General features: G+C 50.0%; 12 protein-coding genes. 5 read left to right on the top strand and 7 right to left on the bottom strand.

Annotated elements, in window-relative coordinates:
* Window positions 1-24 precede the first annotated feature (24 nt).
* The 5 genes from WBG78_RS18895 to WBG78_RS18875 form a co-directional block, all read right to left on the bottom strand.
* The gene (locus tag WBG78_RS18895; protein ID WP_337328028.1) at window positions 25-552 is read right to left on the bottom strand and encodes a ferritin; all 528 of its coding nucleotides are present in this window, start codon (window positions 550-552) and stop codon (window positions 25-27) included.
* 115 nt (window positions 553-667) lie between these two features.
* Window positions 668-1,018 carry a hypothetical protein gene (locus WBG78_RS18890; RefSeq protein WP_337328027.1) on the bottom strand — a complete coding sequence of 117 codons (351 nt, stop codon included), beginning with the start codon at window positions 1,016-1,018 and terminating at the stop codon, window positions 668-670.
* Window positions 1,019-1,434: 416 nt separating this feature from the next.
* Window positions 1,435-2,577 (bottom strand): lactonase family protein, encoded by a 1,143-nt coding sequence (locus WBG78_RS18885; RefSeq protein WP_337328026.1) that lies wholly within the window; start codon window positions 2,575-2,577, stop codon window positions 1,435-1,437.
* An 88-nt stretch (window positions 2,578-2,665) separates the two neighbouring features.
* Entirely contained in the window at window positions 2,666-3,865 is a 1,200-nt protein-coding gene (locus WBG78_RS18880) for a glycoside hydrolase family 1 protein (protein ID WP_337328025.1), read from the bottom strand.
* Window positions 3,865-4,641 carry a M15 family metallopeptidase gene (locus tag WBG78_RS18875; RefSeq protein WP_337328024.1) on the bottom strand — a complete coding sequence of 259 codons (777 nt, stop codon included), beginning with the start codon at window positions 4,639-4,641 and terminating at the stop codon, window positions 3,865-3,867. The genes WBG78_RS18880 and WBG78_RS18875 overlap by 1 nt, the downstream gene beginning before the upstream one ends.
* A gap of 199 nt (window positions 4,642-4,840) precedes the next feature.
* On the opposite strand from WBG78_RS18875, the gene WBG78_RS18870 reads away from it, so the two are divergent.
* Window positions 4,841-6,094 carry an MFS transporter gene (locus tag WBG78_RS18870; RefSeq protein WP_337328023.1) on the top strand — a complete coding sequence of 418 codons (1,254 nt, stop codon included), beginning with the start codon at window positions 4,841-4,843 and terminating at the stop codon, window positions 6,092-6,094.
* A 217-nt stretch (window positions 6,095-6,311) separates the two neighbouring features.
* Window positions 6,312-8,309, top strand: a complete 1,998-nt coding sequence (locus WBG78_RS18865; RefSeq protein ID WP_337328052.1) for an OPT family oligopeptide transporter — start codon at window positions 6,312-6,314, stop codon at window positions 8,307-8,309.
* Window positions 8,310-8,417: 108 nt separating this feature from the next.
* Here the strand turns inward: WBG78_RS18865 and WBG78_RS18860 are convergent, their stop codons facing one another.
* Window positions 8,418-8,921, bottom strand: a complete 504-nt coding sequence (locus WBG78_RS18860; protein ID WP_337328022.1) for a hypothetical protein — start codon at window positions 8,919-8,921, stop codon at window positions 8,418-8,420.
* Window positions 8,918-9,286, bottom strand: coding sequence for a tellurite resistance TerB family protein (locus WBG78_RS18855; RefSeq protein WP_337328021.1), 369 nt, complete (start codon window positions 9,284-9,286; stop codon window positions 8,918-8,920). The genes WBG78_RS18860 and WBG78_RS18855 overlap by 4 nt, the downstream gene beginning before the upstream one ends.
* A gap of 101 nt (window positions 9,287-9,387) precedes the next feature.
* On the opposite strand from WBG78_RS18855, the gene WBG78_RS18850 reads away from it, so the two are divergent.
* From WBG78_RS18850 to WBG78_RS18840, 3 genes are read left to right on the top strand one after another with little or no spacing between them, the layout of a single operon-like run.
* Window positions 9,388-11,997, top strand: a complete 2,610-nt coding sequence (locus WBG78_RS18850; RefSeq protein WP_337328020.1) for a serine hydrolase — start codon at window positions 9,388-9,390, stop codon at window positions 11,995-11,997.
* 23 nt (window positions 11,998-12,020) lie between these two features.
* Complete coding sequence (locus WBG78_RS18845; RefSeq protein ID WP_337328019.1) at window positions 12,021-12,425, top strand: hypothetical protein; 405 nt, start codon at window positions 12,021-12,023, stop codon at window positions 12,423-12,425.
* A gap of 56 nt (window positions 12,426-12,481) precedes the next feature.
* Window positions 12,482-13,957, top strand: a complete 1,476-nt coding sequence (locus tag WBG78_RS18840; RefSeq protein WP_337328018.1) for an alpha-L-fucosidase — start codon at window positions 12,482-12,484, stop codon at window positions 13,955-13,957.
* The last annotated feature ends 948 nt before the right edge of the window (window positions 13,958-14,905 follow it).

The raw sequence follows: 14,905 nt of genomic DNA, 5'->3' as shown, positions 1-14,905 counted from the left end.
AGATTATACTTTGTTGGGCTCCGACTAATCTTTCTTCTTGAGGTCGTGTATCTCTCTGTCGATATCAAACAATGCATCCTTGGCATTCATGAGGTCGAAGATTTCGATGCAACGACGTGCCTGCTGCTCTTCTTCGAACTGCTCGTCGAGGTACCACTGCAGGAATCGTGCAGTCTGGTAATCGCGAACCTTCTGGCAATGCTCAGACATCTTGTTGAAGTTTTCCGTAATCATGATCTCCTGATCAAGAGCCATCACCAGAATTGATCGAAGGTCTTCGAAGCCGCGCTCAACCTTTGAGATCTCCGGAGAGATAGCGAGTGCACCTGAGTCTGCGATATAGTTAAAGATCTTCATCATGTGCTCACGCTCTTCAGCGGCCTGCTTGCGAAAGAATTCGCCGCAGCCTCTGAGACCCTGTGAATAACACCATGCCGACATTGAAAGATATGTCGCTGACGAGTGGGCTTCCACTGCCATTTGCTTATTCAGAATATCCAGTACGCTGTCCTGAAGCGATGTCTTTTGTCGAAGTACAGAGGTAGTTTTCATGTTCGATGAGTTTGAAAGGCAAATTGATCGCCGTTGATGAAACAAAAATACATTGTAGCAACGCAACGTTTGCACAAAAGGTGCGAAATCAAAGTAATTTAGAAGAAGTCTACTTCTAGGCCGACTGGCGTGAGAACTGCTCAACAGAGCAAATGCCGTTTCGCATGAGAAGATCTTCGAGCTTTAACTCGAACATGCGCTGGCTGTACAGACTGCGGAGCCTTGCAAAATCCGAAAGACCAAGTGTCACCGACTTACCACAACCCGATAGGGGAACCCGGACATTGTCGTATTCAGAAGCCAGATTGGTCATATACTCATTCATGTCCTTTCCCTGTACACAGGAAAAAGTCAGAAGGAATTCGCAGGTAGTTTGGGTAAAAGACTGATCGCCGACAACGAGTTTGAAGCTTCCGGAAGTCCGGCTAAGCGTTAGTACGAGCGTTTCTGTGATTTGGCTTTCCAAGGCTGAAATTTCCGTATCAAATGTACGACTCAAACCAATTCAAGGTTATCAATTCGTAGAAAAATTCTAAATAAGGTGTAAGTTATTTTGGGTCAGCATCTTGACTGCCCGAATGGGCAACGGAGTTTTTACGGGGCAGAGATACGCAATATTCGCAGGCGCCGTTTTAAACGGGCCTATTCTGGAATTTTGTAATATTCGTAAATATCTGATTGACAGTATAATGCAACTTGCTCCGTCGATTTTGGAAATCTATATCCAGATCTTACAGAGACAATACACGGACTTTAAAGACCTTATACAGATAGACGGATAAAGTCCGTACCATGTTTATTCGTTGTACGATAAGCCTCTGCCTAAGGGGCCCACTTCCGGCGGCCACAGCCCGGCCAGGAGCCAATCGCGGATTTGGACTGCTACTTTGACGCCAGGGCGAGATGCACGACGCACGAAGGCGCTGGCACGGATACCGGCTTTCCTACTGGCTTAAGTTTGCCCGTCTTTCCATCAATCCGGAACAGCACAATGGTATCTGAATCCTGGTTGGCTACAAACATGAATTCGCCCTTAGGCTCTATCATGAAGTTCCTCGGAGTTTTGCCGTCGATGGGTTGCGTGCCGATAAGCTTGATCATCCCATCGGGACCTACGCTGAACATGCTGATAGAGTTATGTCCGCGATTAGACATGTACAGAAACTTGCCATTGGGATGAAAGTGTATGTCGGCGCTGGTATTGGTGCCCGTGAAAGAGGAGGGAAGAGCGCGCACGGTGTCCTGCATCACTCGAAGAGCTCCGGTTTCTGTATTCACTCCAAAGACGCAAACGGTCGAAGTCAGTTCTTCCACGAGATAGGCGGTCTTACCATTTGGATGAAAGGCAAGATGGCGTGGACCGCTTCCGGGCGTCACACTGGTGAAGGCCGGTTCTGCATCGCTTAGCCGTCCCGTTGCCCCATCAAAACGGTACACATAAACTTTATCAGTACCCAGGTCGCACACATAGAGAAAGCGATTATCAGGCGACGGATAAGAGGAATGTATGTGAGGCTCCGTCTGACGATCAGCATTTACGCCGCTGCCAAAATACTTCTTCGAATCGGAGGGAACGCCCAGTAGCCCATCCGTGAACACGGGCAGCACCAGCATGTTTGCTCCCAGGTAGTTGCAAATAAACGCGTGCTTGCCAGTCCTGTCCAGCGAGATAAAGCATGGCGCATCACCATAGGACGATCGGGTATTGAGCCCGCTAAGCTGACCTGTCTTTGCATTGATGGCGTACGCACTCACGGAGCCCCCCTTGTCGTTAACATCGGCCCGTCCCCGGTTAACGGAGTAAAGAAAGCGGCCGCTCTTGTCGACAGTGAGGAATGTAGGACTTTCCAGTCCGGGAACAGTTTGAAGCTGCTTTAATGTCGCCTTCGCACGGTCAAACTGAAACACGTAAATGCCCTGACTCCCCCGCTGTGAAAACGTGCCTACATAAATTATACTCTTCTGTGCCAGCAATGGGGTGCTTGCCCAGAGCAAAATCAACAACAAACCAATGCATTTCCTCATGGAACAAAGCTACTAACTTTCCGAGACGTTGCAGTTGGACTATTGCAGCATCATGTTAATCAGCATCATAGATTTTGTGGGGGAATTTCTAAACAGGAATGCTCTCATTCCGAAGCACGATCTTCTTTGTATGCGCGAGCGAAGCATACAACCGCGCACTGGGGCGGGGCGTTCTTCTCATCGTCTTTGGGTCACACTCATACAGCCCGAATCGCATCGACGGACCAAGGTGCCATTCGAAGTTGTCCCACGTGCTCCAGAAATAGTAGCCGCGGATATCGATACCATCTGAAATAGCTTTGTGCACTATTCCCGCGTAGTCCTGTATGGCCTGCATTCTTAAGAAATCACTTTCATCACATACACCGTTCTCCGTGATGATGATAGGCTTCTTATAGAGATTCCAGTAGCGGTCGAGACACGTGCGCATACCCTCTGGGTGGTATTCCCAGATATCATCATGACGGCGACCAAGGTCCTTCATCTTGCGTGGCGTGTCCAGATAAGTTATCGGCATAGGATCATGTGGAATCCTTCCGTAATAACTCATGCCGAAGAAGTCTACGTCTTTAAAATGATTGGGAACATAGTCCATAAACCACCAGTCGGCGAGACGCGCTGGAAACCAGCCTAATATATTCTCAGCATGAAAGAGAGTTGCATTATGAGAGATGCCAACGGGCGAGTCGGGATATTTGCTCTTGATGTATTGATACACGGCGCCGTGGGCCTGCGACATGTTCTTAACAACCTTTCCGGCGAGGAACGGACTGATCTTGAACGGTGGAAAGAACCCTGTAATCCATCCGTAGCTGGCGTAAACATTAGGCTCGTTAAACGTATTCCACGACGTAACGTATTGGCCAAATTCGTCGACAACCTTTTTTGCATAGTCCACCCACAACGCAATGTTTTCTGGTTTCTCCCAGCCACCTGTTCTCGAAAACCAAAGCGGGTTGGTGAAGTGATGAAGCACCATCATGATGCTGATGCCCCGCTCGCGAAGGTCCCTGAGGAAGGTGTGATAGGTCTCCGCGGTGTCTCTGTCGAAATTCCCATAGGCCTCACGTTGCAGCTTACTCCACTGCAAACTCATGCGATAACCGGGCGCCAGAGAGGCAATAAGATCGGCGTCTTCCTTTAAATGCTTTTCGTGGTCCGTTGTGCGGTCAAACACGAAGTTGTCGCGGGCCTTGAAGCCCTGCCAATCGTGCTCAAATGCCGTCTCGATCTGGGGAGCGGCAGTGCTTGTTCCGAATATAAAGTGATCCGGAAAGGCGATGCGCATTATTTCCTGGTTAAGGAGCTTTGTTCAGTTTCCCAGGCGGCCCAGCTTTTCTTCAAAAGTTCCAGGTCGTCGTCGAGGCAGGGATAGCGTTTTAGTGCATCGGGTACTTCGGGAAATATGCCTGCGTGCAGGCTACCCGTTGCAACACCACCTGTCCATTCAAAATGTCCCGGATCGTATGGCCTTCTCCACCTGCCGCCCCAGCGCAGTCCGAGCCTTTCACCCTGCATTCCTACTTTGCGCCACAACGATGTATTGTTCCACACGGGTACGCCCTTGATAATCGGGACAACATCTACGGCCAGTCCGTACTGGTGTTTCGATTTACCGGCACCTGAGTTGGTATAACCTTTACCCATGGTCTTGTATTCATGTTGCTTCGCGTGCGTCCGGTATGTTTCGACAACAGCAATCTCTATTCCCTTCGCCTTACAGTTTCGTATCAGCGTTGATATCTGATCCCTGAAGTATGGATGCAGCGCATTAAGATCGGTGATCATGGTCATCGCGCCGCGGTCTTTACCAAATGCAAAGTTCTCGACATATGCCCACTCTTTCCAGTTGTCGCCAACCTCTTCGATCTCCGCGACATCGTCCATAAATCGGACGGAGTCTTCAAAATCACTGATCTCCACAGCAAATGGCGAAGGCGCTATAACATCGAATGACTCAGTATGCTTTCTGCAATCGAAAGGTGCAAACAAAGGGTTTACCTGCGCGAGTACGCTTCGCGTGGCGAGGAGTGCAAAAAGCACCCCCGAAAGAACAAGCCGCATCTATAGACTAAGTTAAAAGCCTCAAAGATAGCGCTTTTGGCCAGATTTCCATACTTCAGGGTAAGCAACCGTTTGCATGGCGTCTCTTGCGAATGTGAAGTGCTTACCATACTTTGACGGCGATTTGTTGACATCGCCCTTTCCTTTTGGATGGGCCGTGCGCAGGACCTTCTCTCCAACTGACCTAAACCCTTTTTACATGGTAATCGCCCAACGATTCCAGAAACTCCGTGATGGATTTTCACCCACTTTCTGGATCGCCAACACGCTGGAGCTCTTCGAACGCCTTGCCTTCTACGGCATGAAAGCCGTACTCACCGTCTACCTGGCTCATAAGGTAGGACTCGTCGAAGAGGCCGGAACCTTAGCTGGACTCTTTAGTGGTGTTATCTATTTGCTCCCTGTGCTCGCGGGTGTACTGGTCGATAAATATGGGTTTAAGAAAACGCTGATCGCCTGCTTCTTCATTTTCACCATCGGATACTTCCTCATCGGACTCGCAGGTATGGCCTACGGCGAAGCGATCGTCAACGCCGTTGGAAAGAAGCCATACATTATTGCCGTATTGTTGTTGACAGCAGTAGGGGGATCGTTAATCAAACCTTGCATTGTCGGCACAGTAGCGATGACGTCGCGTGAGGAGACCAAGGGCCTCGGCTTTTCTATCTATTATACCCTCGTGAACTTTGGGGGAGCATTGGGACCTATTCTTGCCCTGCAGGTCCGGAAGGAGTGGGGAATTGAATACGTCCTGATCATGTCGTCGTTCACTACATTCCTGTTGCTGATTGGCACCATCATTTTCTTCAAGGAGCCACCAGTGCCCGCAGGAACACCAAAGAAAACATTTGGAAAAGTATTCGCCGACATGCTTGTCGTATTTGGCAATCTCAAATTCATGTCACTTATCTTGATTATGTCTGGATACTGGCTGATGTTCTGGCACGTGTTTTATCTCCTGCCTTTGTACGGCACCGACGTGCTGCATTTCGAAAACTTCGAATTGCTTGAAACCGTCGATGCGGCCTGTATCATTTTTCTGACAATACCCATGACAGCACTTGTGAGAAACTGGAAGCCCATCACGGCTATCACGGCTGGGCTATTGGTGTCGGCCCTTTCCTGGTCGATCATTGGCCTTTTTGCAAGTCTCGCAGCCGCCATCATCGGAGTAGCAATCTGGGCAGTAGGAGAGGCAATGCAGACACCGCGCTTTTATGAGTACGTGAGCAGCCTGGCACCGAAAGGACAGGTCGGCACTTTTATGGGGTTTGCGTTTCTTCCGGTAGCCCTGGGATCATTCGGTGCGGGCCCGGTTTCCGACTGGCTCCGCGCCACCTACATGCAATCCAATCCATCCATGATGTGGTACATCCTCACGGGCATTGGACTCGTATGCACCCTGCTGATGGTGATTTACAACGCCGTTGCCATGAAAGAATCGACTACCTGACACACTACAAACTGGCCGAAGGAATTTGTGATTGAACATCAACACCTGACCACCTCTAAACTGAAAATTGATTATGAGCGAGCACTCCAATCAACAGACTCGTCCAGCCGCAGGCGGGATTAACAAGCCTGTCCCGCAGCCGGCGGGGCCTGTCCCGCAGCCGGCGGGGTCAACAAATGATCCAATATTCCGCCCCTATGTGGCTCCTGAGGTTTCAATGGCCGAGTTTACGATCAAGTCTGTCTTCTTCGGATCGCTCTTTGGAATCCTCTTCGGCGCATCGACAGTATACCTGGCGTTGCGCGCCGGCCTAACCGTCACTGCGTCCATTCCCATCGCCGTGATTGCCATTACCCTGGGGCGCAAGTTTCTGAACACTACCATTCTTGAAAACAACATCATCCAAACCACTGGCTCGGCGGGAGAATCCATTGCCGCAGGTGTAGCCTTCACGTTGCCGGGCTTTCTCTTTCTCTCGCCTGGCGAGAACGGCGTCAGTATCGGCGATGCCTATTTCGATTACCTGACCATCCTTATACTCGCCGCTTTTGGAGGCATGCTCGGTACATTGATGATGGTTCCCTTACGACGGTCTCTCATCGTTAAAGAACACGCCAACCTTCCGTATCCTGAAGGCACAGCCTGCGCGTCCGTATTGCAGGCAGGAGAGAAGGGCGGCATGTTTGCTCAGACGGCCTTCGTCGGAATGGGTATTGCCTTCTGTTACGCCATCCTCCAGAAGGTATTTCACATCATTGCCGAGACGCCTGCAATTGCCACTTCACATCTGAATAAATACTGGCCGGCCGGCGCCACGCGCGGCGAGATCACCCCTGAATATCTTGGCGTCGGATACATCATCGGCCCACGCATCTCCGGTGTATTGGTCGCGGGCTCGGTACTGGCCTGGTGGGCCCTGATTCCTTTGTTGACAAGTCTTGTAGACCCGGCAACCATTGCCCAGCAGTTGGTTAAGCTCGGCTATCTCGCCGACCTGAACACTGCCGGTGGTCCGGGTGGGTGGGATCCTCAAACGCATTCCTTCGGCAGCTATGCAGACGCCATATATCGCGCATACATCCGACAAATTGGTGCGGGTTCTGTGGCAGCAGGCGGCTTCATCACGCTGATCAAGACTATTCCAACGATCATCTCTTCATTTCGCGAGAGTCTTCAGTCAATGAAAGAGCGCACCGACGGCGGTGTATCGCGCACGGAAAGAGACCTGTCCTTTAAAATCGTCCTTATAGGAAGCGCAGCATTGATTCTCATTGTGGCTTTTCTGCCAAGCAGCATTATTCCCGGCGATAGCTTCCTGCAGAAGCTGATTATTGGTATCCTGATCGTCGTATTCGGATTTTTCTTCGTTACGGTGTCCAGCCGTATCGTTGGACTCGTGGGTACCAGCAATAACCCTATCTCCGGAATGACGATTGCCACCCTGATGGGAACATGCCTCATCTTCACGAGCGTTGGCTGGTCAGGTAAAGTATATGAACCATTGGCATTGGTAGTAGGTGGCATGATATGCATCGCCGCTGCTAACGCAGGGGGTACCTCACAGGATCTGAAGACGGGCTATCTCATCGGAGCTACCCCACGCTATCAGCAGCTCGCCCTTTTTATTGGGGCCATTGTATCTTCTATTGCCATCGGATTCGTCGTCCACATTCTGGATACACCTACACCCGACATGCTGAAGCAGGGAATCACGCACGCTATAGGCAGCGATAAGTATCCGGCAGCGCAGGCAACCCTTATGGCCACGCTTGCCAAGGGAATACTTTCCTTCAACCTCGACTGGCAGTTTGTTATTGTCGGCGTCTTCATCGCTATAACGCTGGAGCTATGCGGCATAAAGGCGCTGGCCTTTGCCATCGGTCTGTATTTACCGCTCGCTACAACACTACCGATATTCGCCGGCGGTGCAGTGAAAGGCTATGTTGATTGGAGAGCAGAACGCAGGAACGAAAAGACCGCCGACGATGATCTTAGTCGCGGAAGCTTATTCGCTACCGGACTCATCGCAGGTGGTGCCATAACCGGAGTAGTCGTTGCCATACTTTCAGTAGGAGTACCCGATTTCATGACAAGTATGAACCTGGAGCACACCATAACGGGCGCCCTGGGCGAAGGTGTCTACTTCATCGTAGGCACGGGCTTCTTTGTGGCCATGGCACTGATGCTGTACAGACTCGCAGTAAAAACAGAGTGAGGAACAGTGTGAGAGTGATAATACCATCGCTCTCACACTGTTCCTCACTCTGTTTTTATTCCTCACTCTCACACTGTTCCTCACTCTGGATTCAGTTCCTCACACTGTTCACTCTATTCTGTGCATGACCTGCCTGCTGCGCCTGTTCACCACCAGAAGGTGCTGCTCAACTTTCGTGCTGGCGTAGAGCTCATACGACTCAGGGTCGATGTCCCAAAAGTAATCGGCGCCGGATTGCTCCGCAATTCCTACGGTACGCCTGAGCGCGAGCCATTCATCAATACTGATGGCGTGATAGCTGACATCAGCCGTATGGTCGCGCAACGGAAATGCAAGTTTGCTCAAGGCAGACAGCGTACTGTCGATATCGGCCATGTAGGCAAAGTAACTAACCTGGTTGCCTGAGATATACTGGAACGCACTTCCTTTGACTTGCTCAAGGTGCAGTTCCCTTACAAAGGTGGGCGAAATGGTATCGATAAGCCTTACCTCCCGGACCACAGCGCTCGATTCATCTATGACTCCTCCGGCGTGTATATGGGGAGGCTTAGAGCATCCGCAGTAAAGGCAGGCGATCCCAAAGATCAGCACGATCCATTGAAGTCGCCTCATGCCACGGCATGTTGATCAATGATGCTACGCAGACGATCCAGTGAACGCGTCTCATCTGCCTTCACCTTTCCATCTGCAAGGATGATATCGTTGAGGTCGGCGTGAACAGTCGACTCAAGGGCGCCTTCCTTTCCAAAATGCTCGATTGACTGTTTAAATAAATCGTTCAGCTTAGCCCTGTCGTACGTGTTATACTCACGAATAGTCGTATACAGTTTCTGCTCAATGTCAGTCGCCGCGGGGTACAGCTTTTTCATCTTTGCTTTGATGAGCGCCATCTCGTTGGGGTCGTATGAATTGTCGGCCTGAGAGATATGGACGTACAGGAAAACAATAAAATCCTGGAGGGTTTTGTGGATGACCATATACCTGGGTAAAGTTTTGATTTTAACAAAGATAGCAATCTCCCACAGTCGCAGCGCGGGGGAATCCGCAGAGGTAGACGAAACATCAAAATTTCGGTCCAATGAACAGATGTAGCCCGTTTGAATCAGCGCCTCTGGCGCAGGATCGCCCGTCTTCCGTATATTGTCCTGCCCTCAACGGGCTCACCAATCACACAATGACCATGCACGTCACAACCGGCACCACCAGGATATGGCTCTTCTGTGCGATGATGATTTTCGCCCTCTCGGCGGAGGCCCAATGGAAAGACAAGATCAGGGAGGTCGACTCAGTGCTGACCTATCTGCACGAACGTCAGCTGTTCAATGGAACGGTACTACTGGCGGAAAAAGGAAAGGTCATTTACACAAAAGCATTCGGAATAAACAGACCGGCCGGCAAGCCACTGACCACAACATCATCCTTCAACCTGGCGTCTGTGTCCAAGCAGTTCTATGCGATGATGGTGATGATGCTGAAGGAAGAAAAGAAGTTATCATTCGACGATGATGTTCAAAAGCACCTGCCCGGCTTCCCGTATACGGGAATCACCCTGCGCAACCTGATGAATCACACGTCCGGTCTTCCCGAGTATTTAACTATTGCCGATCGTCAGATGAACCTGATGGATACACTCACCAACGAGGAAATGCTTGCCATTCTTGCAAGTAGAAAGCCGGCGGTTGAATTCAAGACAGGTGAACGCTTTCAATACTGCAATACCAACTATACAACACTTGCATCCGTAATCGAGAAGGTCTCGGGCACAACGTGTGATAAGTTCTTTTCACAGCGTATCGCGAAGCCGCTGGGCATGAACAACAGCTTCATTTACGATCTTACCATGAAAACTTATCCGGCCTCCCGCGTGTGGGGATTCCGATTTAAAGGTGGAAAGCCGGTGCTGGATGACCTCGTTGCCTTCGATGGCATCGTCGGCGATGGCAATGTTTATTCGTCGGTGGAAGATCTGCTCAAATGGGACCTGGCACTCTATGGTTCAAAGCTCGTGAGCCAGTCAACTCTTGCCGAAGCGTTCAAACCAGCCACATTGAATGACGGCACTACTTCTGCTTACGGATTCGGATGGAACATCGACGAGGTTGAGAAATCCTTTTCGCACAGCGGTGGATACAAAGGCTTCCGGGCTCTAATAGAACGCAAGGTCGCATCAAGGCAGACTTTTATCATTCTCGACAACTCTTCGAACTTTCGGGCCATATCATTGCTTGATAGGCTATTGGACAGCAAACCGTACGGACTTCCTGTCACGCAGCTTATTAAGGATGTTGAAATCATGGATGGTACCGGTCTTGCGGCGTATAAGGGTGCCGTTAGAATTGTCGACGATCGCATTGGCGATATTGGCGATCTTCATCCTTTTAAACGAGAGTCCGTCGTAGATGGCAAGGGATATGTCCTTGCTCCGGGATTTATCGACAGCCATAGTCATCACGAACGCGACCTTTCGAAGAACCCCGAAGGGATCGCGGCCATCAGCCAGGGAATTACAACTATCGTCATCGGTCAGGACGGCGGATCGGATCCCATCGATTCGCTTAAAGCAAGGATCTCAAGGCGACCGGCAAGCGTCAACATAGCAACCTACACAGGTCATGCTTCTCTGCGTGAAATGGCGATGGACAATGTATATCGCAAGGCCGACACCACCGAGATAGGCAAAATGAAACGCCTGCTCGCTGACGAGATGAAGGAGGGCTCACTGGGACTGTCCACCGGCCTCGAGTACGAAGAGGGATTCTATGCGACGCGTGATGAGGTAATCGACCTGGCAAAGGTTGCAGCGGCTAATCATGGCCGGTACATCAGCCACATGCGAAGCGAGGACATAAATATTGAGCGGGCTGTTGAAGAAATTATCGACATCGGTAAGACGGCGAAGATCCCGGTTCAGATTTCGCACCTGAAGATCGCAATGCGCAGCAAGTGGGGCGACTCACGCGATATCATCGCCCGCCTCGAACGTGCCCGCGCAGAAGGCATCGACATCACCGCCGACGTGTATCCCTATAGTCTCTGGGTTTCAACTCCCCGGGTACTCTTTCCGAAAAAGGATTTCACCAATGAGGTCAGCGCCCGGTACGCAACGGACGAGCTATTCGATCCATCTCAATCTGTGATTCTTGCTTTTGATGGCAAGCCCGCCTATGTGGGCAAGACCTTCAAACAGATTGCCACGATGAACAACGAATCAGAGTCAGCAACGTTGATGCGCATCATCAGAGAAAGTGAGTCAGACGGAGCAACGATGGCCGGCGCGTCGATGTCGGAGGAAGACATCTCTAATTTCCTGAAGTGGGAGCACAGCAATGTGTGTTCGGATGGCTACGCAGGAGGGCACCCTCGCGGCTATGGCTCGTTCCCACGCGTGCTCGGCTACTACGGTCGCGAAAAGAAACTGTTTCCACTCGAAACAGCAATCTACAAGATGACAGGCCTCTCAGCTGAACATTTGGGCATCAGCGACCGCGGTGTGCTGGCGCAGTTCAACTATGCCGATATGGTGCTGTTCAACCCGGCAATCGTTAAGGACAACGCGACGATGAAAGATCCTTCCGCGCTGTCGACAGGCATCGAGATCGTGTGGGTCAATGGCAGGATTGTTTACATGAATCACCAGACAACTCATTCACTTCCCGGTATGTTTGTGGGAAATTCGCAGAACGAGTAGCGAACAAAAAACAAGTCTATTTCATGTCGGAGCCAAGCGACTTTATTAAGGAGAAAATAGCAATAATAACCACCAGTTTTGATTTTCTCGTTGCTGATTTTGGATTCGTTGAACCTGCCGTAAATTATGACAGGAATTGGGTCGAGGTAATTTATAAGAATTACCACGGACAGAGAAAAGTTGTTTTAATACATGATCTGAGAGAAAAGTACTTCTACTTTTATGTGACTAACCGGGTCGATGCAGACCATTCGAGAATGAGTAGAAATGTCAAAACCTTTCTTGAGGTATTTCAACATGCAGATCGTAGTATTAAGGAAGATGACTTGCAGCCGCATTCCGATGAGCCATCACAACCAAAACTTAAAGTGAATGCCAGATTGTTGGAACAACTTGGTAAAGATGTATTACGCGGAGATTGGTTTTAATGCAAAAACTGTAATTCAGCACAGCTTGTTAAGAGCTGTTAATAAACTGTATTGATATGATCATTCGTTCATTTGCCAGGTCGATGGCATCACTGGCCATAGTACTGACTTGCTGCGTTAATGCATGGTCACAGGAAAATGTGCATCCACAATCAACTGAATATGTTTGGCCGGAAGATCCGCTGGTGAAAGAGCGGCTCGAACAGTGGCGTGATCAGAAATTTGGAATGATCATACATTGGGGTGTTTATGCAGTTCCGGGAATGATCGAGTCCTGGGCATTAAGTGGCGAGCCGTGGGTGAAGCGCGACACGACAAAGTCTTACGAGGAATTCAAGAAGTGGTATTGGGACCTGAGCAAAGAGTTTAATCCTGTAAAATTCGATCCTGATCAATGGGCATCAGCAGCAAAGTCTGCGGGTATGCGTTACGTAGTGTTCACTACCAAGCACCACGATGGCTTCAATATGTTTGATACGAAGTATTCGGACTACAAGATTAGCAGTGGTCCTTTCCGCAGTCATCCCAAATCCAATGTTGCATTGCATGTGTTTGACTCCTTCCGCAAACAAAACTTCATGATCGGTGCTTATTTCTCCAAACCAGACTGGCATTCTGAATACTTCTGGTGGCCGTACTATGCTACATCCGATCGAAACGTGAACTACGACATCCGTAAGTATCCATGGCGATGGAATCAATTCAGACAGTATACATTCAATCAGATCCACGAACTGATGACGGAATACGGGAAGATGGACATCCTGTGGCTCGACGGAGGATGGGTTCGTCCCCTCGAAACGGTGACAGAAGAAGTACGCAGCTGGGGCGCGGCCATTCCACCGTTTAGCCAGTCCGTTGACATGGACGCGATCGCCGCCGACGCCCGCAAGGCACAGCCCGGAATTCTCGTAGTGGACCGCACCGTCCACGGCCCATACGAAAACTATCAGACGCCTGAGCAACGCATTCCCGATTATCAGTTGCAGGCACCGTGGGAGAGTTGCATCACGCTGGGAGATACGTGGGGCTATGCACCCAACGATAAGTTCAAATCGCCGACTACTGTAATACACATGCTCGTGGAAGTAGTTGCAAAGGGCGGCAGTATGCTGCTGGGCGTTGGACCTTCTCCCGAAGGGTTGTTAACTGAAGATCAGACTTCCAGGCTGAATGCCATCGGGCAATGGCTTTCTGTTAATGGCAAATGTATTTATAACACGAGGCCTGTCGTGCATTATGTTTCCGGCAATACCTGGTTCACGGGAAATAAAGACGGAACGATAAACGCAATTGTACTGATGGACGAAAGTGAAAAGGTTACTGACGGAAACAAAGTGCCGGTCGGAAATAAAAGGAGTACGGCTACGGTGGAGTGGAAGGGAAACATTCCGAGGGGAAAGATGACGATGCTATCAACAGGAAGGTCCGTGCGCTACAAGATCACTGGCGATACCGTAACAGTTACCTTGCCGTCTAATGGACTCGATACTTCAGCCGCGCTTGCATTTCAGTATGCACTTTCCAATTGAGTGTTCTCTATCTGAATGATTGATTCAGGAATCCGACTAACATAGCGAAACTTCCGGAGCAGCCGAACCGACACTTTACCAGCAACCCTGGATTTTCTTCCCTCGGCGACCCTACATATGACCGACAACACACATCAAACGAAATTAAAATGTGGGAAAGCAAAGCAGCAGTCTCCCCTGCCTGTGGCGCTCCGCGCTGTCTCGGAATTAAAGAGCCTACGAAGCACAAACCGTCCAAAACAATCGCTGACAAAAGCACCGAACGTTCAAATCAACGAACCTCCCGAAAACTCTAAAACTCCCGACCCTGCATTTTCTTCCCTCGGCGACCCTGCATATGACCGACAACACACATCAACGAATTTAAAATGTGGGAAAGCAAAGCAGCAGTCTCCCCTGTCTCGGAATTAAACAGCCTACGAAGCACAAACCGTCCAAAACAATCCCTGACAAAAGTACCGAACGTTCAAATCAACGAACTCCCGAAAACTCTAAAACTCCCGACCCTGCATTTTCTTCCCTCGGCGACCCTGCATATGACCGACTACACACATCAACGAATTTAAAATGTGGGAAAGCAAAGCAGCAGTCTCCCCTGTCTCGGAATTAAACAGCCTACGAAGCACAAACCGTCCAAAACAATCCCTGACAAAAGTACCGAACGTTCAAATCAACGAACTCCCGAAAACTCTAAAGCTCCCCAAACTCCCGACCCTGCATTTTCTTCCCTCGGCGACCCTACCACTTTCGACTACTACTACTCCGCTGCACTTTCAATTCAGCCACAGACCTTCATAGAGTAATCTCTGACTGGAGTAATCTCTAAATAGAGTAACCTCAATCAGAAGCAATCTCTGCGACTAATATCCGAGGCTGCACCTTAGATTCCAATTCACATCCGGCTCGTCGCCGCATTTCAAAATCACCAAATCATCCAATCACGAGATC

Origin of the sequence: Chryseolinea sp. T2 (assembly GCF_037203685.1) — a bacterium.
GTDB lineage: Bacteria > Bacteroidota > Bacteroidia > Cytophagales > Cyclobacteriaceae > Chryseolinea.
The sequence above is the reverse complement of the archived record's forward strand: the minus strand, read 5'-3'. Positions and strand labels throughout refer to the sequence as shown.

Bases quoted from the DNA above. Each gene is read 5' to 3' on its own strand.
- WBG78_RS18895 (WP_337328028.1), bottom strand. From the start codon at position 552: ATGAAAACTACCTCTGTACTTCGACAAAAGACATCGCTTCAGGACAGC.
- WBG78_RS18885 (WP_337328026.1), bottom strand. From the start codon at position 2,577: ATGAGGAAATGCATTGGTTTGTTGTTGATTTTGCTCTGGGCAAGCACC.
- WBG78_RS18880 (WP_337328025.1), bottom strand. From the start codon at position 3,865: ATGCGCATCGCCTTTCCGGATCACTTTATATTCGGAACAAGCACTGCC.
- WBG78_RS18875 (WP_337328024.1), bottom strand. From the start codon at position 4,641: ATGCGGCTTGTTCTTTCGGGGGTGCTTTTTGCACTCCTCGCCACGCGA.
- WBG78_RS18870 (WP_337328023.1), top strand. From the start codon at position 4,841: ATGGTAATCGCCCAACGATTCCAGAAACTCCGTGATGGATTTTCACCC.
- WBG78_RS18865 (WP_337328052.1), top strand. From the start codon at position 6,312: ATGGCCGAGTTTACGATCAAGTCTGTCTTCTTCGGATCGCTCTTTGGA.
- WBG78_RS18860 (WP_337328022.1), bottom strand. From the start codon at position 8,921: ATGAGGCGACTTCAATGGATCGTGCTGATCTTTGGGATCGCCTGCCTT.
- WBG78_RS18855 (WP_337328021.1), bottom strand. From the start codon at position 9,286: ATGGTCATCCACAAAACCCTCCAGGATTTTATTGTTTTCCTGTACGTC.
- WBG78_RS18850 (WP_337328020.1), top strand. From the start codon at position 9,388: ATGAACAGATGTAGCCCGTTTGAATCAGCGCCTCTGGCGCAGGATCGC.
- WBG78_RS18845 (WP_337328019.1), top strand. From the start codon at position 12,021: ATGTCGGAGCCAAGCGACTTTATTAAGGAGAAAATAGCAATAATAACC.
- WBG78_RS18840 (WP_337328018.1), top strand. From the start codon at position 12,482: ATGATCATTCGTTCATTTGCCAGGTCGATGGCATCACTGGCCATAGTA.